We start from the raw sequence: 24,364 nt of genomic DNA on the forward strand, positions 1-24,364 counted from the left end.
CTTGCAGTGAATAGTTATACTAAACAACGCTGAAATCTTTTGATGTCGTTTCCGAAACAATTTTTCCATCCTCCAATTCGATAACGTAATCAGCTAGCTCTATAATTTCTGGGTCATGCGTCGTCAATACAATCGTCATACCAGAATTGCGAACCAAATCGCGAAATAAGCGCATAATTTGCAGTCCCATTTTGCTGTCCAATTCAGCAGTCGGCTCATCTGCAATTAACAATTTGGGCTTATGAGCGATTGCTCTTGCAATGGCAACACGTTGCTGTTCTCCCCCGGACATCTCCATTGGTCGATGCCGCATTCTCTCGCGCAATCCGACACGCTCCAACGCGTACTCAGCGGCTTCACGATTATCTTTAAGTGGTTTGCCAGCAATGCGTAAGCCAAATTCAACATTTTCGTATGCCGACATAAGAGGAATTAATCCAAATGATTGAAAAACAAGTCCGATTTCATTTCGGCGAAGTGAGTTTTTTTCACGAGTGGATAAACTAGTAATCTCTCGATCATGAAAAAAAACTTGCCCTTCTGTCGGCTCGTCTAGTGCACTAAGAATATTAAGTAACGTAGTTTTTCCAGAACCTGAACGTCCTTTTAGTGCCACCATCGCTCCGGTTGGAATCTCTAGATTAATATCTGACAATGCAATTATTGAATTTTTGCCAGTGTCAAATACACGCTTAATCCCAACAGCTTTCAAAATCGTTTCACGTTCTGAAATCCACGATTCTTGCATATTTGAAGCCATTCTGCCCTGCTCCTTTCCATCTATTGGATTCGTATTTATTGTAGCTTGGGAGATTCATTAGAAATACCTGTTCGATAATTGATTATTACCTTAGAAAATTTAGGTCTTTACTAACTGTAATAGATGAAAAAAACGATCCCACCGCAGATGCAAATTCGACGCGGTAAGATCGCTTTTAGTATTATCCCTTATTTAATTTTCAAAGCTATCCCTTATTGCTGTTTAAGAATACGGTATAAAAGTAGCGCTGCTTCAGCTCGTGTAGCTGTTCCATTGGGGTCCAGTCGATAATTTGACTTTCCTTCAACTATGCCGGCTTGACTTAGCTCAGTTACTGCTGCCTTTGCATATGAAGCTATTTCTGATTCATCTGTAAATACGATAGCCTCTCCCTTTTGAGCTAGCTTTATAGTAGCTGCCTGCACAGCACGATGCAGGATTACAAACATTTCTTGTCGAGTTATTGGGTAACCTGTACCAAAAGTTGTTGGTGTTATACCTGAAACGATTCCCAACTGGAATGCAGTATTTATGGACACTTCATAATAAGCTTCATCGTTGACATCAGTAAAACGATGTTCTATTGGATTGTCAGTCAAATTCAAATCCAATGCCTGCACAATTAAGTGAATGAATTGCTCTCGTGTTATACTGCTTTGCGGGCTAAAGGAATGTTCAGATATGCCTTGAATAATTTGCCGTGCTGCCAGTGCTTCAATTGCCTCTTCTGCCCAAAAAATTTGATTTAGATCCTTAAATTTTTTAGGTACAGAGGTAATGATAAACTTACCTGGTCTGCTAACTTCAAGCGAAAATAGCTTTTCCTCTTCGTTATACCAAGCACGTTTAATTACTTGTGCAAGTTCATCAGAATGAATTTCCCGTGCAACAATTTGGCTCGATTTCTCATTATCACTGAGCTGAAAAACATATCGGATTTTTAGTGTTTCGTTAACTGGGAATTCTGTTACACGTTTATTGCCTGCGCTAATAGAAAAGTCAAATATATGATTGCTGTCGGCCTTACTTTCTGTGCCTTGCTCATTAATTTCTTCTATTGTCAAATAAAGAGATTCATTAGGCTCGGTTAAGGATAAAAGTAACGTCTTTGAAAGTTCCATTGTCCAGCTACCTGTTTCCAAAGCTACTCTGTCGACATTCAAGTTTTTTAAACGTTCAAGCTGTACCGCGGTTAATTCTATCTGTACACCATCGTTATAAGTTTCATTGTCTTCCGCCTTTAATACTAGCTTCCCTCCAGCAACATGCTTAATTGCGTAATTGAATTGTGCTTCGGAGTAACTGATTTTTAACAGTTTCTTAGCATTTGATTGCTGAACTGGTATTTCATTAGGTTGATCAGATGAATCTTGATTTTTTGGTGTTGGTGATGGTTTTGGTGTTGCTGTCGGGGTTGGTGTCGATGTTGCTGTCGGGGTTGGTGTTGGTGTCGGGGTTGGCTGTTCCTCTTCTTCCTCCTGCTTCAACAGTTTTAACGAACCAATTCCCGAAATGTTTTGCCAAGATTCCCCGCTATTGTCGTTCCAAATAGCAATACTATCTCGTATTCCATCACCATCGTGATCATCATTAACCTGAACATCAAAACCAATCGTACTGTTAGCTTGCGGCGGCTCGTCAACCCATTGAATAGCTGCCTCTACAATATAACCACCTTCAATAACTTTAGCAGATGACTGTAGCCTTTGCAGATGCGATTCACTTGTAGCACTTTGCAAATTTTTATAGTTTATTCGATACTGACCATCATCATTATCATAGCTCTCAGTTTTAGCATGGTTTTGATCAATGAAAATTTCCACCGAGTCTTGCTCCCATACATTAACACTAGTATCTGTTAAATATGGATCAGTAACTTCAATTAAAACATACAAATGCCCCTCATCCCATAATGTTTTAGCTTTGGCAATGGCTCCTTCGGAACCTTGTATCCAACGTTCAGTAACTATCTCATTGGCATTTGTCCAAATCGGATCGACTTCAGCATCTATCGTTGGCGTACCATATTTCGCTTCGCTTGCCAATGGCACAACACTTTCTTGTGCAAGAAGTCTTACAATACCAAACCCTGAAGTGTTTTGATAGGATAATCCGGAAAGATCATTCCAAATCGCGACACTGTCTCGAATTCCATCACCATCGCTATCATCATTTACTTGAACATCAAAACCGATAATATCACCGCTCGTCAAAGGATTACCGTGCCATTTAATAGCGGTTTCAACTCTATATCCTTGCTCAGTTACTTGTGTCGCCGATAGAAGCTTATCTGAATGAAGCTCTGGATTAACCGTTTGGTGATTATTAAAATTAATTCGATATTGCCCATCATCCGACTCATAGCTTGCTGTCTTGCCATTATTCTGATCAACATAAATTTCTACTGAATCTTGTTCCCAAGGATTGGCACTGGCATCTGATAAATAAGAATCCGTAATCTCGATTAATACATAGAGATACTCATCATCCCACAACAGTTTTGCCTTAGCAGTTGCACCTTCATTGCCTGATACCCAAAGATCGGTTTCAATTTCATTTGCTCCAGTCCATATTGGATCTATTTCCCCGTCAACAATTGGAGTTCCACGTTTCGCTCCCGCTTCACGCGTTAAATTAATCGGCTCAGGCGGAACCTGATCATAATCTACTAAAGCCCAGTATGCATATTTCGCTTGTAGTCGCTCGTCAAACAATAGTGGCCAGTTATTCCGAGTAGTCGGAAATGTACGCAGCCACGTATTCAGATCATCCTTGCCCCAGAAAATAATTGCTGTAAGATGCTCCTTATATTTTTCAAATATATCAAATAACTTTCGATAACGATGTGCTTGCTTAATTGCTAATTCTTCTGGAAACTCATCGAATGCTTCATCATCATTTTGATAGATTGACATATCCAGCTCAGTGATTTGCTGCTCGATGCCTAGATCTGTAAATTTTCCAATCATTGCATCTAACTCATCTAACGAAGGGCCATATAGTCCAATATGTGTTTGATGACCTACACCATGTATTCTGACGGGTGAACCTTCTTGTTCCCACTCATCATTCAAACGTTTAATTAGTTCATATATCGCATCCCGCTTATCTGGAATATTCGTATTATAATCATTAATAAATAATTTAGCTGTTGGATCTGCCTCATAAGCAAATTCAAACGCCTTTTTAATATACTCTTCACCGGCAATCTGATACCATAAGCTATTTCGCAGGCCGTGCTCCGTATAACCTCGGTACGTATCCCATGGCTCTACCACTTCATTTACAACGTCCCAAGCATAAATTTTCCCTTCATAACGCTTCATAACTGTTTGGATATGATTCTTCATCCGCTCATACAATAGCTCTTTACTAGCCAGATTTCCGTTTTCGTCATAAAACACCCAATTTGGTGTTTGGCTATGCCAAATTAATGTATGACCTCGCATAGCAATACCATTGTTTTCCGCAAACTCCATCACTAAATCTGGACGAGTAAAGTCAAATACGCCCTCTTGCGGCTCTGTTGCATCCCACTTTAGCTCATTCCCAAGCGTTAAACTATTAAAATGCTTTTTCAACAGTTCCCCATGAGCACCTTCAATCTCATTGTATAGAAGCGATGAGCCGAATTTAAAATTGTCACCATAAATTTCTGTAAATACATCTTTTAATGAAGGAATATCTTCCTGTATTTGCAATGGCTTAGGATCCTCAATTCGTAAGATGGTAACATCGTCCACATAAAAATTAGAGTATTCTCCAGGGACATCCCCATTCCAGCCATTTTCAAAATAAATCTGTATTGGTCCGCTAAAATCTTTGAGCGTATATTCTCCAGAAAGGCGAACCCATTGCCCTGCATTGACTGTTCTGCCAGTTACGATTTGATAAACATCGCCTTCTCCAGGGTTATACTGCAGCAGCATTTGGATATTTTCAGGCTCTTGCTCCTCAAGAGAATAAACCCAAGCCGAGAAGCGATATGTGCGATTCGGCTTCACATATTCAGAGACATCCACCGTTGGTCCTGAATGGGTTCTAAGACGGTTTGTAACCTTTAAGCTATACTCTCCTCCGTATGCGTTTTCATTAGTTGCTGCAACAACTTCATAACCTAAACGACCATACCACCCTTGAGCTGTAGCATCCTCAAAGTTAAATACATATGACTCGCCTATTGCCAATCCGTCTGAGTTCATATCAACTGCTTCATCGGCTTCTGTCGCTAACTCATTTGTAGAGAAGCCTAAAAATAGTGGACAGGCTAGTAAAATGGCCAGCATAATTATACAGCTTCTTTTCCAATGACTGCTTCTCACGTAACTAAGCACCCCATTTCTCATTTTCATATCAGATTTGAATTAATTATAGGAGGTTCGCAAATATGGTAAAACCTGTTTGATTTCATACCTTTACCTTATTTATCATTGATGTTGATTGCCAATTTTTACAAGCTCAAGATTACGGACAAATAAAAAGCGCCCACCCATACCAAAAGTATGGAGCAGACGCCACAATTAACCTTTACTTTCTATACCAATTACTCTGTGAAAAGCTAATTTAGGATTATGCTGCGTATCAAACAAAAATGGCCAGTTCTTTCGATTACGTACTGGAAAACCGTCAAGCCAAGTATAGTCATCTGCTGCCCCCCAAAATGTAACGGAGGAGATGACATCTCGATATTCCTTAAGTAATCGGAATAAAGCTTCATAGCGCTCAGCTTGAAGTTCAAGCAGTTCAGATGGTGGGCTCTTCAAATCTGTGCGGCGATCCTCAAAGCGAAACATCGATATATCTAGCTCTGTAAGCTGCAATTGCAGACCAAGTGAAGCATACTTTTCGATCGCTGCACGAATATCATCCAGCGAAGGATCATATAGATTCCAGTGCGCCTGCAAGCCAACACCGTGTACAGGTACTCCTTGTTCTAACAGTGACTTTAATAAAGTATAGATCTTATCTCGTTTTTGTGGGTTTGATTCATTATAGTCATTGTAAAACAGCAATGCTTTAGGATCTGCTTCATGAGCAAATTCGAATGCCTTAGCAATAAAGTCAGGCCCAGCAATTTCAAGCCATTTTGACTGACGCAGTAGCTCTGTTCCCTCATCAGAAATCACTTCATTAACTACATCCCAAGCATAAATATCTTCTTTATACCTTCCAACAACAGTATTGATATGTGACTTTAATCTTTCTAGTAACAGCTCCTTACTAGCTATTCCGCCTGCACTATCTGTAAACAACCAATCACTCGTCTGATTATGCCACACCAAGGTATGTCCACGCATTGCCAGCCCATGTTTTCGTGCAAATGCAACCAGTTCATCTGCTTTCTCAAAAGTGTATAACTCCTCTTGTGGATGAAGACTTTCAAATTTCATCTCATTTTCAGCTGTAATGCTATTGAAATGATAAACAAGCAACTGCTCCTGTCTCTGAATTGTCAGCGGATTTACCGCCGCACCAATTAGAAAATCGTCTGCGAATACTTTCTTTAGTGCAGGCTCTGTAAAACTAGCAGCTTCTCTCATCTCATGCCCTCCAAATCATTTGGTTATTACACTTGTATCACAATATAGTATACATTGGCGATATACATTCATTAACCCTTCAAATTATAGATAATTAAACCTGTCGCACTGTAGATATGGAAAAAAGTTAACCCACCTTCATTAGCTGAGGTATGCTCTGATCCTTTAACTTTTGCGATAAAATAAAAGCAAAAGTATAGCCAAGACACAATATTCCGATAAATAACCAACCAATGAAAAGCCACGGTATTGAAATGAAAGGACTTTCCATAGCTAGCAATAATGTGCTAGATATAATCAAACTAGTAGTAACTCCTGTTATTCCTGCTATAAGGCAAAACCAACAAAGCTGTAATGCAATAATCCTTCGCAATTGTCTAAAGCTCGTTCCTAAACTAATTAAAATAGCAAATTCCTTGCGTCGGCTGTTAATAAATGCATGTATCGTATAATAAAGACCAATTGTACTTATAAGTAAAGTCACTATAATAATTGCATATAAAAATATAAATCGTTGATGAGCAAACTCCTTTATTGAGCTAATTGCTAGCTGCTTATCTCCATAACGAATACTTGTATAGAATGAGGCATATGCCTCAAGTTCCTCATATATTGAATCTCGCAGTTTCTCATCTATATATAGCAATAATGTATTCCACGCTCTAGCTCTGCTGCCGACTAACGATTCCTTATCAGCGCCTATTTTTAATTGCTCTGCATCGACATAAGCAATTGTTTTTACACTCATTGAACCAGGGAGATATCCATCAATTATTGCTGCAATAACTAACTTTACATCATCCTTCTCTGGTTCTCGCAGAAAAAGCGCATCACCTACTGAAACACCTAAGTATAGTTAAAGTCCATTGAAGCTATAGCACAGCTATAAATAACAATCTATTTGTTTGATATTCTTCCTTTCTTATTTGTAAATAAAATAATAAGGTAGTTTAAGTAAGTGTTTACTGGGATAAATACCAATAATACATATCTATCGTTAAAATCTATACCAAACAACTGTGAGTCCCTATCCCAATTAAAAAACATCCAATAAGCTGTTCCTAAGATAATGAGATTGACAATAAATGAAGTAAATACAGCATTCCATTTACTTTTTTTGTGTCTCAATACTGCGACTGAAATAATTATTGAAATGATTAGAGAAATAATTATAACTAGGAAATTCAATTTTTCACCTCCTCTGATATTTCTTAATTAAATGAAATAAATCACTTAACTCTTCTATGTCTAATAAGCAAAAAGTCGTGATAATCACGACTTTTGCTTTCATTATAAGATTTAAAAACGCAAGAAATAAATCGAACTGTAATTCTGAATTGCATCAAGCAGAGGATATGCTTGTCTCATATTTGAATGCCCAGCTAGCTTGAAGTCTTTATTTACAGAATCATATCTAGATATAATCATTATGTGCTCTGCTATATCAAATATACCTGCAAAACCAGTATTAAATACAACAGCATCTCCTAAAGTTATATCATAGTAATATATATCCTCATGATCAGAAATATATTTCGCTTTTGAATAGTAGAAATTAGGAACTTCACCGCGCCAATATGATGCAAATTCAGAAGCACTAATCCATGGACTTGGATCGGCTAAATCCCAACTGTAATCTAATTGACTAGCATTTGCAGGGGAAGGATATACGGAATTTAGTTTGTAAACATACCAATCATCTACAAATGCCATCCCTCCACCTTCATGCATTGCCTGCGATACAAAATTAGCACAGTCGTTACCCCAACCATTATTAAAGGCAGGATAGTTTGAGTTGTATTTATCATAATTGTCATACGCCCAATTTGCTGCCTGTGCTCCATTATAAGTTGCCAGTATTGATAGCGTCCTTTCTTTAGGTGTGATTGATTCCAATAACTCAATAGAAAGTTCATCGTTTACTTTTTCAGAGTATCTAATCATATATCCTTTAAATTGCTCTTGAACTTGTTCATCAGCTAACTTATAATTATCAACAATTGAGTGCAATACTTCTATTCTATCATCTATCTCTAATGAAATTGCCTTTTGATTATAATTGCTGTCTTTTAAAAGTTTTGAAAGGATTTTTCCAACCTCAACATCTTTTATATAATAGGTATTTAAAGTCTGAACATTGATTTGTTTGCGTATCTCTGGATCAACAATAGAATGGATTTGTTCAACTTGCATTTCTCTTTTCGACTCATATTGTAAGTATGCTTCAACATAAGGGTTAATAGAAATATCCGTCTCATTTTTTGAGGGAGCTTGTTGATTATCAGAAAAAGCATGTACATTAGGCACTAATGTTAAACAGAAAATAATTAGTGAATAAATCCCCAAATTTTTGATTTTTTTTGATAAATTCATATTCTCACTCCTTTTACATGATTCGTATTGTAAAAACTTTATATATATAATTGAGGGTTTTCCTTGATATATAAGTCTCGGAAAGCAAAAAACTTGCCACCCCCATAGTTTTAGGTTAAAAGTAAGGTTACCACACCGAACACTTAATCCCAAACAACTAGGAAGTGACAAGTTTGTATCCTCAATTATTAACCTATTTACTTGAATTTATCAAGTACCAAGATCAAATTATTAAAACTTTACTTACTCTTCTTATCGGTAAAAACATGTTTGATAAACCTAAAGAAGAGCCAATCAATAAACCATATCGTAAGCTTCAGGTGGATGATCTTCCGATCAACGAAACTCTTCAGAAGCTTGATTATCGAATCCTTCTAACAGAATACCTAGAGAAAAACGGTAAACATCTAAAGCCTGTTCAAAGGCGTTTGAATGCAAAGACGACTGTACCTAAATCTATGAACTGTCCGAAGTGTGGTGCTCCATCGGATTATCTTTATGCCAATAATGGGGGCAAAGGACAGTATCAATGTAAGGTATGTTCCTGTCTGTTTAATGATAAGAGCCGCTATTTGAAAGAGGCCATTTTAAAGTGTCCTCATTGTTCTAAGACTCTTGAAAAAATCAAAGAGCGAAAAGACTTTAACGTGTTCAAGTGTAAAAATAATGATTGTCCCTATTACCAAAAGAAACTAAATGGTATGTCTTCGAAAGAGAAGAGACAGTTTAAAAAAGATCCTCAATCCTTTAAGTTAAGATACATTTTCCGGCAGTTTCACATCGATTTTCAGCCATTGTCTAAGTCTTCCCCCAAAAAGCCCAAGGTTGATTTATCCAGGCTGTATGCGTCGCCACATACTTTGGGGCTCATTTTAACCTATCATGTCAACTATGGACTTTCGGCCCGTAAAACAGCTGCACTCATGAAAGATGTACATGGGGTAAGCATATCGCATCAAAGTATTTTAAATTATGAGAATGCAGTTGCCCTAATACTTAAGCCTTACGTAGATTATTATCCCTACGAACTTTCTGACCAGTTCTGTGGAGACGAAACCTACATCAAGGTGAATGGGCGTTGGCATTACTTGTTTTTCTTCTTTGATGCGGTAAAAAAGATTATTTTGTCTTACCCAGTATCGCCAAATCGGGATACAGTGTCAGCAATCCGTGCCATTGATGATGTCTTAATGAAACTGAAAGAGATTCCTAAAGATCTTACATTTGTGGTGGATGGCAATCCGATTTATCTCTTAGCTCAGCACTTTTTCGCTCAACACGATATTCAGTTCGACATCAAGCAGGTTATTGGACTTACCAATGAAGATCCTGTGTCAACGGAGTATAGGCATCTCAAACAAGTTATCGAAAGACTAAATCGCACATTTAAAGGCAATTATCGTTCAACACACGGGTTTGGATCCGAACAAGGATCTGTTTCTTTTGTGACCCTGTTTGTAGCTTACTTTAACTTTTTAAGGCCTCATTCTGCATTAGAAGGTAAGGTGCCAGTGCTTAATCCAGAGTTACTGCAGCTCCCGAATATGCCTGCGAGATGGACTAAACTGATCGCTTTAGCACAACAATGGATTAACGAACAACAACCAGCCTAACTTTTTGGTTTAGCAGAGCCCGAAGTAAAAACGAGCAATCGGCGGAGCGAACTCTTGACAAACCGAACTAGCCAATGGTTTAAAATGGAAAAACCAAGGGCTATTTAGCATGCCTTCTTTTTGTCCCCGTCGCCCTTGTTAAAGTAGAGTCAAACCATTGGCGTGTTTGTCAAGAGCGATTGCGTGGCCTTTCCACCCAACAAATGGGAGACGACCCGAACACCTATTGAGTTTTCATAGAACTTTTGACACTACCACATGATTATTTACCGACAGAACTCTCATCTAAAATCATTATTTCACCTAGCAAAGAGAATTTAGAATTGATTTATTTACTTTTGTGTTTTCATAGACCTCTTAAGATAAATGCTAATATATTGTAACAAGATACCATATTTATTTTTGGTACCATGATACAATCGTAGAATAATTTCTATATTACTGTGATTATACCAATTATTTATATTACTATATGTTTTTGTATTGACATGTATAAAACAAGTCTTAATTGAAGGGGGAAGTTATCGAAAGCCAAAAATAGCTACATTTATGATAATTATTAGATTTAATTAAGTAATCAAATTAAGTGAGAGAGAAAAGAAAGCAAACTTAAAGGATACTTACTTTAATATAAAAGATAGATTGTCAATCTAAGTGCGACAACTCTCCCATAAATTTCTATTTCAAAGCAAAAAAGCTCACTAGAGAAATTCTCTAGTGAGCTGTGCTTGTATGTACTGGTGCCGGTGAAGGAACTTGAACCCCCACTCCCTTGCGAGAAACGGATTTTGAGTCGCTCATGCTACTCGGAATATAGCAGAAATTAAGTCAAATAAAAGGAATCTAAAACCCGCGAAAAGCCTTGTCAAATCAAGGTTTTTTGCGGGTTTTTTCATTTTTTTCAGGCTCCGCAAGGCTTCCCGGCGACTACCCAAAATGAAGCTGTTTTGGGACGTTGGAGAGAACTCGGAGAGAACGATAACAGAACAGCCCGCTCCCTACCATTGACAAATTAAAATGAAGCCACTGCTTCAGGGAGGGTTTTGAAATGACCAAAACAACGGTGATCACCATTGCCAATCAGAAAGGCGGTACAGGAAAAACCACTACTGCTTACAATTTGGCTTACGCATTATCTAATGAAGGAAAAAAAGTGCTGCTGGTTGATTTCGACCCACAAGGCAATCTGACCATGTGCTTTGGTATCGAGCAGCCGGATAAACTCAAGTTTTCGATGTTCAATGTGATGAACGCAATGATGACAGACGAACCGCTTCCAGCAACCGAAGAATTCATTCACTCTCATGGCAACATCGACCTGATTCCGAGCAACATTGAATTGTCCGTAGCCGAAATTAATCTGCGCGATGAGATGGGCGGTGAAAAGACTTTGGCAACTCTATTAGAACCGATGAAAAGCAATTATGACTATATCATCATTGACACAAATCCTTCGCTTGGCTTACTCACGATCAATGCTTTGGCAGCCAGCGACAGCGTATTGATTCCAGTCAATCCACAGCTATGGTCTGCAACAGGTTTGACCCAATTACTCAAGATCATTGTGAAGGTGAAAAAACGCATCAACCCGCGCATTAGTATTAAAGGCATCTTAATGACCATGTGCGATACACGAACCAATTTATATAAGGAAGCTTTTCGTCTGGTGAAAGTATATTACCGGGAAACCATTCGAGTATTTAATGTTCAAATTCCTCACTCCGTCAAGGTTGGAGAAGCAAACTTTTACAGCCAAAGTATTATCGAGTTTCTGCCCCAATCAAAAGTATCCATAGCGTATCAAGAGTTAGCCAAGGAGTTGATGGCGAGTGGCACCTAAACGACCTGTTCCAAAACTAGCTAGCATCGACGACTTGCTGCTTCTATCGGAACAACCGGGAGAATCCTCCGACCAAAAAGGAGGAATACAAACTATTCCGATAAATAAAATAAGATTTTTCAAAGATCATCCATTCCGCTTATATGATGGCGAACGTCTTACGGATATGGCAAACAGTATAGAAAGCAACGGTGTGCTTGTGCCCGTCATTATTCGTAGAATCGAAACAGATGAGAATGGCTGTGACTTCGAGATGCTCGCCGGGCATAACCCCATGAACGCTGCTCAACTAATCGGACTGGAACATTTGCCCGCTATCGTTAAAGAAAACATTACGGATGAAGAAGCGCTTATGTATGTCGTAGAGACAAATGTGTTACAACGCTCCTTTAGCGAAATGCTTCCTTCCGAAAAAGCTAAGGTGCTGTCTCTTCGTTACTCCGATATGTTTTCCCAAGGAAAGAGAAATGACATTGTTGAAGAACTCCAAATGCTCGAAAACCCGCATCATATAAAGGAAAACGAAACTTCGTCCCTAATAGGGGCGAAGTTGCGAAGTGACGAGAAACTAGGCAACGAGTACGGACTTTCCAAAAACACGGTTGCCCGATTATTGCGAATTGAGCATTTAATTGCTGAGCTTAAAAAACGGGTTGATGATGGGGAATTTGGCATTTATCCGGCGGTAAGTCTATCGTATTTATCGCAAGATGAACAAAGGACCGTTGAAAAAATTTTATCACAAAACGAGTACAAAGTAGATATGAAAAAGGCTGAATTATTGCGATCTTACTCTGGCAAGCTTACCGCCGAGCAATCAGCAAAAATCTTATCCGGCGAAGCGACCCGCAAGCCGCGTAGGAAATCGCCCGCCCCTTTTAAGCTCAAGCACAAATTGTATGCCAAATATTTTTCACCCGACACCAAAGCAACGAAGGTTGAGGAGATTATCGACAAGGCGTTGGAACTGTATTTTTCTCAACACCATCAGCAATCCCCATTACAAGAATCCAAGGAGGATAACCATGCTTACGAAGTTTAAGGATTTGGAGCATCATCAATTTTACGAAGGCATGATGCGAATGACAAGAAGTCACGAAGACCCATATCGCAAAGCATTGTTTTATTTGTTCGGCCTCACTGAACAAACCCGCCAGCATGTCCGGGACTTATATGATTTTGAAGATAACAGTATTCGATTGGAGGGGCTGCAACAAGCTTGGCAGACCAGTTCTACTGTCAAGCTAACTCGTCTGGCGTTTAACCTGTACAACGGGTACGTTGGCGAAGATATACAGGATGCTTCTAGAAACTACAGCCCATACTTCCTTTTCGACAACAGATTGCTACCTTATTTTTTTGAAGCCGTCAAACTGCGTTATGCCGAATATGCCAGCTTGCAATCCTATGATTTTATTGATGTTCCGACTGTCGTAACGGACAATCGTGTCGATTACGACTTGGAACACTAATCATTTTTTGAAATGAATACAATCCAACGGAGAGGAGGACCATCATGCGGCGAATCGAACAATTGCGAAATCTATACCAATCGGCCATTGCAGAGCTGACCCAAAGCGAAGAAGCATGGAAAAACTATTTGTACTTTGCTTCTTCTACCTATAAATACTCTTTTGATAATTCACTGCTGATCTATAGTCAAAATCCTAATGCCACTATGCTGGCTCCTCTGCCTGTATGGAACAAAATTGGTCGTCGTGTGAAATTAGGAGAAAAAAGTATCGCTGTCTGTGATTTCATACAAGACCATCCTTCGCTTGTTCATTTATTTGACGTAACGCAAACGACAGGACGACAGCTTCCTTCGCTTTGGAACCTAGAGTCCATTGATACAGAGGAGCTTGCGGGACGACTGACTTCTTATGATACGATTCATTTAAGCGAAGCCATTACTAGCTTTTCAAGGGAAGCTACTTTATCAGCTATGGACGAGTTGTTCCAAGATATTGAACTGGATATTCAGGAACATTGGCTAGGTTCCATCCCCTGGCACGGATTAGAACAACACATGCAGGATTTGGTTCAAGACAGTATCCGTTTCCTCGTTCACAGCCGCTGCAAGCTGCCGGAACCGGAAGACGTGGACTTTTCTACCATTGTTCATTTCGATTCGCTGCCTCTTGCCACCCGATTGGGGCATCAAGTGACAACAATAGCCCGGGACATCCTGAAAGACATCGCCCGTCACGTAAAAATCCTTAATAACGAAAGGAGACTCTCTCATGAGCAACAGCAAGCCCAACTTGAATTATCGCGAGATCGACGGCCTTCTGTATCCAAATCTGCAAATCTCGAACGAACCGGAAGCGGTCAGTCAACCGCTAGGACGTTATGGAAGAATGGCGCTGAATTATCTGCGCAACCATCACCCACAACGGTTTCTAATTCTTCAAATGCAAGGCGACCTAATGAAGAAAATGAGCGAAGTCGAACAAGAAGCCTTGAGCAAGATGGAGTCCCTGACCGAACAGCTTCTCCGGCTTCGTCCAATGCCACAAACCGACGACACGCTGGAGAGGACGCGCCATTTGAATCAGGTCAAGGAAACAGCAGAAGAACTGATCTTACACGACATCGTGTTCAAACCGAGACAGCTTCACCCGAACCGTCCCAGAAACCGCTGGAGGGCGGTTCTTTTTTTCCGCCTGATGATGAACGTCGTTCTGCGGAGGAGATGCTGGAAGTTTTGCTGCAACGCAATCAAGACGAGGAAACGTTTAAACCGCGCATCTATCAATTTGTGACCGAGCATCATCCAGTGAAACCTGCTGATCTTGTGCCCGTGCTAAAAAATTTGTACGGTACAGGCGGTGCCAGAGGCGAATTGGGATTTGGTCTGCAAGGCTACATGACAAGTGGCAAAGGCATTGAACTGTCATGGACGGATGTAACTGGCGATCACGAAGCTACGCTCACATGGAACAAAGTTGCCTCCATCTTGCTCACCCTGATTCGGGAAGGACGGTATAGCGAAAGCCTCCCTCCCTTTCCTCCACAGGAGCCGGAATGGACCTTGTTTAGTTATGCCGAACAACTTACAGAAAACAAACAAGAGGAGGTGTTCATTGATAATGTTCAACCTCCTACTGCACAAAGCAGATCGCGCCAAGCTTTATTCTCCGACGGCTCGATTGATGTTGCTACTACCATTGACAACTTGTCGCAAAACTCTACTCCTGCCATTACCGTCTCCACTGCAAGCAACTACCGTTTTGATCCGGCGCATTCTCCTTACGTTTCTGGCCCAAAAGGCAAATACAAGCGCAATGTAGAAGCCATTCGCCTGTTAAAGCAATTAGAGAAGGAAGAACGGCAGGCTACGCCGGAGGAACAACATGTCTTGGCAGGTTATGTCGGCTGGGCGGCTTAGCTAATGCGTTCCATCCCACCGCCGCGGGCTGGGAAAATGAATTTGCAGAGCTAAAACAATTGCTGGATGAAGAGGAATTCGCAACCGCTCGTAATTCCACGATCACTGCATTCTATACGGAACAGACGATAATTCAACCTATCCTTGACACCTTGAAACGCTTCGGACTAAAAGACGGTACAGGGCGAAAGCTGCTGGAACCATCCATGGGTTCAGGCAACTTTTTCTCCGTTCTGCCACAAGAATGGGAAAATGCTGAACTGCATGGTGTCGAACTTGACCCATTAACAGGACGGATCGCCCGCCAGCTTTATCCGACAGCCAACATTCGTCTGCAAGGATTCGAGACTGTAAACTGGAAAAACACCCGTTTCGATGCCATGTTTAGCAATATCCCCTTTAATAACATTCGCGTGTTTGACAAGCATTACAAAAGCAATTATCTCATCCATGATTACTTTTTTATCAAGTCGCTCGATTTGCTGAAGCCAGGCGGTATTTTGGCCTATATCGTCAGCAAAGGCACGCTGGACAAGCAGGATTCCAGCATACGGAAATTACTAGCTCAGCAAGCTGAACTGATCGGTGCCATTCGCTTGCCGAACACCACCTTTCAATCGCTTGCAAGTGCAACCGTAACGACCGATATCATATTTTTGCAAAAACGAGCGGTTCCGATTCGCCTTTCCAATGAGGATTGGCCTGAGTGGGTAGAAGTCGGAATGACAGAGGACGATGTTCCCATTAACCGCTATTACTTGTCTCACCCCGAAATGGTGCTTGGCCGTATGATTTGGGATCGCGGCATGTACGGGCCGGAACAAACCACTGCTTGCGTACCGCTGGAAGGACAGGATTTTCTCCCCGCTTTAAAACAAGCGCTTGATTCATTACAAGCGAATATTCCTTCTTTGCCCTTACAATCGCGGCATCCTCATTTACAAGATTTATCAAATAGTGACGAGCCGGAACGACGCGAAGCGCCCGTAGGCGTTAAAAATTATACTTATGTCGTAGAAGATAACCGGATCTACTACTGCGAAAACGGCGAAATGCTATCGCAAGATATTCAAGGAAAAAAAGCCGAGCGAATTAAAGGACTATGCGAAATCAGGTTAGCGCTGCTGAATGTTATTGACATTCAATCGCAGGAAGACGGATACGATAACGCCGAACTGGCAGCAGCTCAACGTCAGCTTAATCACGTCTATGATCGTTTTGTTCGCTCTTACGGAGCCATAAACGAGCGAGCCAATATCAACGCTTTTGCCGATGACGATCAACTGCCGCTCCTTCGTTCCATTGAAGATTATACTCCCGAGAAAACATGGGTAAAAGCGGCCATTTTCTTTCGACCCACCATCCGCCCGAATCGCCTGCCTGAACATACTGAATCAGCGCTTGAGGCGATGCAAATTTGTCTCAATCAACGACTACGGATTGATTTGCCTTACATCGCTTATCTGTGCAACAAAACAACAGATGAAGTACGAGAGGAACTCGGAGAACGCATCTATCTGAACCCGCAAAAGTATACCGGAGACATAGATGAGGGGTGGGAACTCGATGAAGAATATTTATCCGGTCATGTGAAAGACAAGTTAGCCTATGCCACGCTGAAAGCGAAGGAACATCCTGAACTGTTTACCCGAAATGTAGAAGCGCTGACACGTGTTCAGCCTGCCCCTCTCCTGCCGGGTGATATTGATTTTCGCATTGGCAGTCCGTGGATTCCTGTCCGTTATTACCGAGAGTTCATGTACGAAACGTTTGGAACAGCCAAGGTGTTTCAAAATAGCCAAGCCGTTGATGTTGATTATCTGGAATACACCAATACCTGGCGTGTGTCGGGCAAATCGTTGGAACGGGATTCCATCAAGGTGAACCAGACGTATGGGACGAACCGCGCCAATGCGTATGAAATTTTTGAAAATAGCCTCAATCTGCAAAGCGTTACTGTGCGCGATCCCGTCCCCTATTTGGACGCAAACGGCAACGAACAAGTAAAATATGTGGTCAATGCAAAGGAAACGATGATCGCCCGATCCAAGCAGCAACAAATGCGTGAAGCATTCGCCTCTTGGTTATTTCAAGACCAGAAGCGCGCTGATACATTGCTATCCATTTACAACGACAAGTTTAATACGGTTCGCCCGCGTCATTATAATGGCGATCACCTGACGTTTCCCGGGATGAGCGAGGAAATGGAACTGCGCAAACATCAAAAGGATGTCGTGGCGCGTATTCTCTATTCCGGCACCGCACTGATGGCACATGAAGTAGGAGCCGGAAAAACGGCGGCCATGGTTGCCGCCGACATGACCTTGAAGCGTCTCGGTGTGGTGCAAAAACCGCTGTATTGCGTGCCCAACCATCTCACGGAGCAATGGGCCAACGAATTTATGCGTTTCTTCCCCACTGCAAATATTCTGGTCACCACGAAAAAGGATTTTGCGCTCGCTAACCGTCAACGTTTTGTGTCTCGGATTGCGATGGGCAATTATGACGCCATCATTATTGGACACAGTCAATTTGAGAAAATCCCTATCTCTCGTGAACGGCAGGAGCGATTACTGGAGGACGAGATCCGTAGTGTCTCCCAGATGATTGACCAAATGAAAAAGGAAAAAGGAGACAATTGGAGCATCAAACAGATAGTCATATTTGAGAAAAATTTAAAATCCCGACTTGAGCGACTGGCGAATGAAAAGAAAAAAGATGATCTGTTAACCTTTGAGCAGCTTGGCGTCGATATGCTATTTGTCGATGAAGCCCATGCCTACAAAAACTGCTTTACGTATACGAAAATGCGGAATGTGGCCGGAATTGGCAAATCGAGCAGCCAACGAGCTACCGACATGATGCTCAAGTGTCAGTACTTGCAAGAAATGAATCATGGCCGGGGTGTCGTGTTTGCAACCGGAACACCGATCAGCAACAGTATGTCTGAAATGTACGTGATGCAGCGCTACCTTCAGCCTCACCTTCTAAAAAAGCTCGGACTGGACTTCTTCGACAACTGGGCCGCAACCTTTGGAGAAGTCGTCACCTCCTTGGAAATTACACCGGAAGGCAGTGGCTACCGGATGAAGTCCCGCTTCGCTAAATTCCATAACCTGCCGGAATTAATGAGCCTCTTTCGCCTCGTAGCGGATATTCAAACTTCCGACATGCTGAATCTCCCTACTCCGCAACTCGAAGGGGGAAAACCGACCATCGTTGTCAGTGAATGTACGCTCTATCAGAAGATGATGATGAACGAGTTTGTAGAACGTGCGGAGAAAATACGCAACAACGAGGTTGATGCGACAGAAGATAATATGCTGAAGCTGACACACGAAGCGAAACTCATGTCGATTGATCCGCGACTGGTCAATGAAGAGGCTCCCTCCGATCCCGACTCCAAATTGAATCGCTGTGCCGCTCAGGTTTTTGACATCTGGGATCAGACGCAGGCCGATCGACTCACTCAAACAATCTTCTGCGACAGCGGCACACCAAAACCCGAACAGTTTAATGTCTATGATGAAATAAAAAACCAATTGATGCTTCGTGGCGTACCAGAGCAGGAAATTGCCTTTATCCATGACGCCAAAACGGATGTCCAGCGAGAAGCCTTGTTTGAAAAAGTGCGCCGCGGTGAAGTCCGCATTCTGCTTGGATCGACGCAAAAAATGGGGACTGGTACCAATGTACAGGACCGGCTTATTGCCGCCCACCATTTGGACTGTCCCTGGCGTCCGGCCGACATTACACAGCGTGACGGACGTATCTTACGACAAGGAAACCAGAATGAGACGGTACAGATTTTTCGCTATGTAACCAAGGGAACCTTTGACGCCTACTTGTGGCAAATTCAAGAGCAGAAGCTACGCTATATCTCCCAAGTCATGACAGGCAAAAGCATTTCCCGTTCCTGCGATGATGCGGATGAAACGATGCTGTCAGCTGCCGAAGTCAAAGCAGTGGCCACTGGCAACCCGTTGCTGGCTGAGAAAATGAATGTAGATAATGAAGTTGCTCGATTAAAATTACTAAAAGCCAACTGGCAAAACGAACAAACAGTGCTCGAAAATAAAATTCAAAAAAGCTACCCAGCGATGATCGCAGCCTGCAATGAAAAACAAGAGAAAGTTTTGGCGGATATTCAGACAGCGGAACAACATCGCCAGTCGTCCTTTTCTATTCGACTGGACGGTAAGACTTATGAAGAACGGCCCGAAGCCGGAGAAGTTCTACTTTTGTTGGCAAACATGACTGAGGCAGGACAACCTGAGATACAGATCGGTCAATATTGCGGGTTTCCGCTTTTTCTGTTTCGTTCCGCCTTTGAATCTGTCCATTTGCAAGTACGTGGTGCAGAAACCTACTCCATTCCTCTTGGGGAATCAACACTGGGAAATGTATCACGACTGGAGAATCTGATTGCTAAATTCCCCACAATGCTCCGCGACATCGAACAAAAGCGTGAAGATACCTTGAAGCAGTTGGAAGCTGCTCAAAAAGAAATCGGTAAGCCTTTTGATGAGGATCAGAAATTGCAACAGCTCGTAGCTCGACAGTCCGAAATCAACTCCACGCTGGAATTTAAGGAGCTTCAAGACCAAGGAACGCTTTTGAGTGAGGACTCAGAGGAACAATCGGTCCAAAGCCATGAGATAGAGGCAGAACTGGAAAATTAATATCACTTCCCAGGTCTGCCTCTTCTACTTTTCATATAGGAACTGCCATTGTAAGGTTAATTAATTTCATTCGCAAAATAGATGTTTTTGTCACAGAAATGATCAAAAAAATCAGGCTATACGTACGCCTGATTTCACCTATACCTAGCTATTTTTATTAGCAAAATCGTTTATTTAAGTTGCTTGGTCACATCCATCTTAGCATACAAAATTCTGTGAATTTCCACAACCTGTTCCTTCACAATGTAAAAGACCAGGTATTTATCAATCACCATTCGTCTATATCGAAAACCCATGACTTCAATCGGATATTCTTCACACATAAAAGGAAATTCCTTCAATGTGTTGATTCTATCAATTACCCTGTCATACTGCTTCAGGGCTGTTTCTGGACTATATTCGGACAGGTAATCAATCATATCGCCCAAATCAATTCGGGCAGTGGGAAGCAGCTTAATTTTAAAGCTTTTCAAGGAGTTTATTCCTCATTTCAGATGCTACTTCATCAAAGTCATACCGAACATCCGTTGTTTGGGCTTCCACCGCTGCTTGTTTCAACTTCTCATAAATCATAACATTCAACTGCATCTTTTCATACGTTTCAATGCTCATTACAACCATATCGCCATACCCGTTCTTCGTCAGAAATACGGGTTCGGCAGTTTCATGCACCACTTTGGAAATGTCAGCAAAGTTGTTTCTTAAATCCGAAACGGGTCTTATATGCGGCATGTTCTCACCCCTTCACTCATTTATCATAATTTTATCATAATCACGATATACGTTCAATGAGATGCAGGCATTATACCCATTCCCTACAAATCAATAAATTTTCATTTGTGAAAAAACCTTAGCAACTGCTTCTTTGTCTTCTTTAATCTTTCTAAATACTTTCTTCGTTTCATCATCGGTCAATAATTCTTCAGGAGCAAGCTTTATCATCTGACCATCCATTTTTCTACATTCTATTTCTGACCTTTTTTTGTTCACAACACTTAACTTTTCAGGCTCTAGATTCTCTGCTTCAATTTTGCGAATGACAATATCACCTTTCTTGAATTTATTAATATTTGGATTTTCAGGATGCAATAACTCATAGTTTTCGTTCTTTAAAAACCTGTTTCGTTTGGAAATTTGAACAATAACAAGCAATAATATTATAACCAAGGCTATCACACTAATAACCGTTGGTAAGTTAAACGTTAGTTCAATAGTTTTCAAAGTTGTAATAAATGACATGATGAAAGGTACGGAAGCGGTTATTAAACTGATAATTACGGTCTTAACATTATCTTTCAACAAATCCCAGATGCTTTCTTTGAACAGTTTAGTTATCTTATTCACCCATACCACCCCAATCGTAACCCCAATCTTTCCATTATTATATCGTTTGCACCATAGGATAACAACGAAAAGGAGGCGGTCGAGTGGCGAAGAGCTTACTCTTTACCAAAGATCAAATTGCCCAAGCCAATAGCATTGACCTAATTGAATTCGCCAAATCCCATGGCTACATCCTCGAAAACGGCGGCCGTCGCGCGCTTCATGCGAAGCAAAGCGGCGGCCTTTACTTTTTCCGAGATAGTAACAAATACTATCATTTTTCCACCGACAGCCACGGTGGGCCCATCGACTTTGTCATACAGTTCTTGAACATGGGATTTAAAGAAGCTGTTGCTTACCTTTTGAAAACCGAATTACCTCACTATCAACCACCAACTCAAATAGATAGACTACGTGGCCAACTTATTCTCCCTGAAAGAGCACCTAACTTCAGGCGGGTCGCTTGGTATCTCATTCAAGTTCGGGGCACCGATCCAGAAATCGTTTCTTGCTTGATGCATGAAAAAAAGCTGTATCAACAGGACAAAACAGGAAATTGTGTATTCGTCGCCCACGATATGGATGGAACACCGAGATACTGCTCTCTGCGCGGTATTAGACCAGAGCAATCCTTTAAGCAAGATAGACCATACTCAGATAAGAGCTATCCCTTTCACATTGCTGGGAATAGCCAGAAGGTCTATGTATTCGAAAGTCCTATTGATGCCATGAGCCATGCGACCTTGAAGAAACTAGGTGGTGGTGACTGGAAATCTGATCATCGAATATCGCTGGGTTGCTTGTCTGATCAAGCACTGAATCGATTCCTACAGTATCACACCATCACAGAGATAGTTTTTGGCCTTGATAATGACGAGGACGCTACGTTCCAAAACGGCAGCCCAGCCCCCAACTGGGGACAAGAGGCTGCCTTAAAATTTGCAAAAAAATATGAATCATTAAATTATGTCACTAGTATTGAAACCCCGCTTCTCAAAGACTTTAATGAATATCTGATGTTCATAAGAGAGCAACAAAATACTACAATTCAAGCAGATATTCATTTTGAAAGATAATTTGGCGTTGATTTTATAAAAGGGAACTAATTTTCAATGAATCATCTTTAGCCAGTCTTTCCCCGATCTTAGTAAGTCCATAAATCATTAGGCTCGAGCATAAACATAAGGCGTTGTGGTTTCAGGGTAAATTGCTTTTAAAAGAATTGCTAACTGACCATCATTATCAAAGCTACCAATATTATAATTTGAACCACCTGTATCCGGTGGCACAAATGAAGAGGGATCGATCTCATCAAAATGATTTTTTAATGCATACGCAAGTGCAAATTTCGCCACTGTAGACGTATAATCGAAAAATCCAGTGTCTACTAACTTTTCAGCCACTTCATTTGCATAACGTGACAATCTTATATTTATCAGATCCTCCGCCAATTCTCTCACCTCTCTTCACTAGCGTTGCATAAAAGTAGTGATTAAAAGTTGTTTGAAAATTCAGAATATGTTTTTAGTTCCATTTTCCAAAAGGCAGAACAGGTAATAGAGGTAGCTCTGTCCATTTGGTAAAAATATACAACTAGGTCAACGCAACTAGTGGCACAACATTCTTACGTCTTTCGTCGTCCTGCGGATGTTCGAGTTGGTGGTTTCCTCATCTGTTTTAACCAGTTTTGGAACGGTTTCCACAGCAACACCTTCAACCATCGGTATAGCTGTAGTATCGTATGATGAGTTCCTGTCTCTTGTTTGATCAACACCAGTAAACAGAAGGCAATCAGCGCAATCCACACTTGGTTCATAACCGCTTGTTCACTTGTGCCGTAGAACGATTTAATTCGGACGTGTTGTTTCATCCATTTGAAGAATGTTTCAATGGCCCAACGTTTGCGGTACATGTCACTGATTTCATCTGCATCCAGATCAAACCGATTGGTGAGAATCTGCAAGAGATTCCCTTCCGAATCAACGGTGTGGATTAACCGCAACACATTCTCCATTCGTTTCTGCGGTGTACCAACATAGACCATTTCATCGGACAGTACTGAACTATCTTCAGGAACAGTAAATGCATAAATCGGACGCATGTCGGTATTTTTTTTAGATCGAGTGACGAAAAAGATGCCTTCATCACAATAGCGATCAAACGAAGCATAGTCGATATAACCTCGATCAAACACATAGGTCGTCCCAATTTCATCAATGAGTTCATCCATCTGAGTGCGATCATTTTTCTTAGCAGGTGTGATGACCGCCCTTTCGGGAAGGACATCATCCTGATCCACAAAAACAAGACGAAGATGAACTTTAATGCCTGCTTTCGTTTTACGAAAGGTGGCCCATTGATACTTCTGTAAGCAAAGACCAATAGTTGTGGAATCGATAACTTTAAAATCGTGTTTGTGCTTGAAATGTCCTGCCTGACTTTGGATTTGATTCACTAATTCAGAGAAGACCTGTTCAAGTAATACGGGATCGACTTGATTATGCTTACGACTAAGTTGGGCTGCCGAGATGGAATCTAAACCTAGTTCACTCTGAAATTCATCAGAGAGTACATCATCGGCAATTTCACGCAGTCCGTCTCGCTGATGAAGCTGAGCGTGTAGGAACAACTTCAAATAAGCAAGTGTTGTGAGTTTCTTAACGTACTTATCTTGCTGGGTTAATTCCACTTGTTCTTTAAATTTTTTTGAACAAATGGGCGCTACCCATTTACCAAATGAAGAAAATAAGGTATCCTTGTCCATAGCGAATATCCTTTCGGTGGATTATGGACAGGAACTACCTGCCATTCCATTGTAAAGGATTTTTTTATGTGTGGATGC

Annotated in this window: 18 protein-coding genes; 8 read left to right on the top strand and 10 right to left on the bottom strand. The window is 41.2% G+C overall.

Annotation, left to right across the window (positions count from 1 at the left end; all coding sequences use genetic code 11):
- Window positions 1-19: 19 nt before the first annotated feature.
- The 5 genes from AC2TDL_RS04100 to AC2TDL_RS04120 all read right to left on the bottom strand — a co-directional run bounded on the left by AC2TDL_RS04100 (window position 20) and on the right by AC2TDL_RS04120 (window position 8,673).
- Window positions 20-760 (bottom strand): ABC transporter ATP-binding protein, encoded by a 741-nt coding sequence (locus AC2TDL_RS04100; RefSeq protein ID WP_484698938.1) that lies wholly within the window; start codon window positions 758-760, stop codon window positions 20-22.
- 212 nt (window positions 761-972) lie between these two features.
- Window positions 973-5,082, bottom strand: coding sequence for a sugar-binding protein (locus tag AC2TDL_RS04105; protein WP_484698939.1), 4,110 nt, complete (start codon window positions 5,080-5,082; stop codon window positions 973-975).
- 198 nt (window positions 5,083-5,280) lie between these two features.
- Window positions 5,281-6,300, bottom strand: a complete 1,020-nt coding sequence (locus tag AC2TDL_RS04110; protein ID WP_484698940.1) for an endo-1,4-beta-xylanase — start codon at window positions 6,298-6,300, stop codon at window positions 5,281-5,283.
- A gap of 127 nt (window positions 6,301-6,427) precedes the next feature.
- Window positions 6,428-7,048 carry an FtsX-like permease family protein gene (locus tag AC2TDL_RS04115; RefSeq protein WP_484698941.1) on the bottom strand — a complete coding sequence of 207 codons (621 nt, stop codon included), beginning with the start codon at window positions 7,046-7,048 and terminating at the stop codon, window positions 6,428-6,430.
- 551 nt (window positions 7,049-7,599) lie between these two features.
- Window positions 7,600-8,673, bottom strand: a complete 1,074-nt coding sequence (locus tag AC2TDL_RS04120; RefSeq protein WP_484698942.1) for an amidase domain-containing protein — start codon at window positions 8,671-8,673, stop codon at window positions 7,600-7,602.
- A 173-nt stretch (window positions 8,674-8,846) separates the two neighbouring features.
- Here AC2TDL_RS04120 and AC2TDL_RS04125 point away from each other — a divergent pair, with 173 nt between their 5' ends.
- The 7 genes from AC2TDL_RS04125 (at window position 8,847) to AC2TDL_RS04155 (ending at window position 20,199) form a co-directional block, all read left to right on the top strand.
- Complete coding sequence (locus AC2TDL_RS04125; protein WP_484696056.1) at window positions 8,847-10,286, top strand: IS6 family transposase; 1,440 nt, start codon at window positions 8,847-8,849, stop codon at window positions 10,284-10,286.
- A gap of 1,048 nt (window positions 10,287-11,334) precedes the next feature.
- Window positions 11,335-12,126, top strand: coding sequence for a ParA family protein (locus AC2TDL_RS04130; RefSeq protein ID WP_484698943.1), 792 nt, complete (start codon window positions 11,335-11,337; stop codon window positions 12,124-12,126).
- Window positions 12,116-13,168: a ParB N-terminal domain-containing protein gene (locus tag AC2TDL_RS04135; RefSeq protein ID WP_484698944.1), complete on the top strand. Its 1,053-nt coding sequence runs from the start codon at window positions 12,116-12,118 to the stop codon at window positions 13,166-13,168. Before AC2TDL_RS04130 ends, AC2TDL_RS04135 begins: the two co-directional genes overlap by 11 nt.
- Window positions 13,152-13,598, top strand: coding sequence for a DUF6075 family protein (locus AC2TDL_RS04140; protein ID WP_484698945.1), 447 nt, complete (start codon window positions 13,152-13,154; stop codon window positions 13,596-13,598). The genes AC2TDL_RS04135 and AC2TDL_RS04140 overlap by 17 nt, the downstream gene beginning before the upstream one ends.
- 771 nt (window positions 13,599-14,369) lie before the next feature.
- Window positions 14,370-14,891, top strand: coding sequence for a TnpV protein (locus AC2TDL_RS04145; RefSeq protein WP_484698946.1), 522 nt, complete (start codon window positions 14,370-14,372; stop codon window positions 14,889-14,891).
- A complete protein-coding gene (locus AC2TDL_RS04150) occupies window positions 14,834-15,517 on the top strand; it encodes a hypothetical protein (RefSeq protein ID WP_484698947.1) in 684 nt (227 codons plus the stop codon). The genes AC2TDL_RS04145 and AC2TDL_RS04150 overlap by 58 nt, the downstream gene beginning before the upstream one ends.
- Window positions 15,518-15,576: 59 nt before the next feature.
- Window positions 15,577-20,199, top strand: coding sequence for a DEAD/DEAH box helicase family protein (locus tag AC2TDL_RS04155; protein ID WP_484698948.1), 4,623 nt, complete (start codon window positions 15,577-15,579; stop codon window positions 20,197-20,199).
- Window positions 20,200-20,369: 170 nt separating this feature from the next.
- On the opposite strand, the gene AC2TDL_RS04160 is transcribed toward AC2TDL_RS04155, so the two are convergent.
- The 3 genes from AC2TDL_RS04160 to AC2TDL_RS04170 all read right to left on the bottom strand — a co-directional run bounded on the left by AC2TDL_RS04160 (window position 20,370) and on the right by AC2TDL_RS04170 (window position 21,543).
- Window positions 20,370-20,672, bottom strand: coding sequence for a type II toxin-antitoxin system RelE/ParE family toxin (locus tag AC2TDL_RS04160; RefSeq protein WP_484698949.1), 303 nt, complete (start codon window positions 20,670-20,672; stop codon window positions 20,370-20,372).
- A complete protein-coding gene (locus AC2TDL_RS04165; RefSeq protein ID WP_484698950.1) occupies window positions 20,659-20,931 on the bottom strand; it encodes a type II toxin-antitoxin system Phd/YefM family antitoxin in 273 nt (90 codons plus the stop codon). The genes AC2TDL_RS04160 and AC2TDL_RS04165 overlap by 14 nt, the downstream gene beginning before the upstream one ends.
- A gap of 90 nt (window positions 20,932-21,021) precedes the next feature.
- A complete protein-coding gene (locus AC2TDL_RS04170; RefSeq protein ID WP_484698951.1) occupies window positions 21,022-21,543 on the bottom strand; it encodes a hypothetical protein in 522 nt (173 codons plus the stop codon).
- Between the two features lie 83 nt (window positions 21,544-21,626).
- On the opposite strand from AC2TDL_RS04170, the gene AC2TDL_RS04175 reads away from it, so the two are divergent.
- Entirely contained in the window at window positions 21,627-22,598 is a 972-nt protein-coding gene (locus tag AC2TDL_RS04175) for a DUF3991 domain-containing protein (RefSeq protein ID WP_484698952.1), read from the top strand.
- 87 nt (window positions 22,599-22,685) lie between these two features.
- Here AC2TDL_RS04175 and AC2TDL_RS04180 read toward each other — a convergent pair whose 3' ends face one another.
- Window positions 22,686-22,973, bottom strand: a complete 288-nt coding sequence (locus AC2TDL_RS04180; protein WP_484698953.1) for a hypothetical protein — start codon at window positions 22,971-22,973, stop codon at window positions 22,686-22,688.
- 173 nt (window positions 22,974-23,146) lie between these two features.
- Complete coding sequence (locus AC2TDL_RS04185) at window positions 23,147-24,286, bottom strand: IS4 family transposase (protein WP_484698954.1); 1,140 nt, start codon at window positions 24,284-24,286, stop codon at window positions 23,147-23,149.
- Between the last annotated feature and the right edge of the window lie 78 nt (window positions 24,287-24,364).

The sequence above is a fragment of the Paenibacillus sp. plas6 genome (assembly GCF_057221655.1).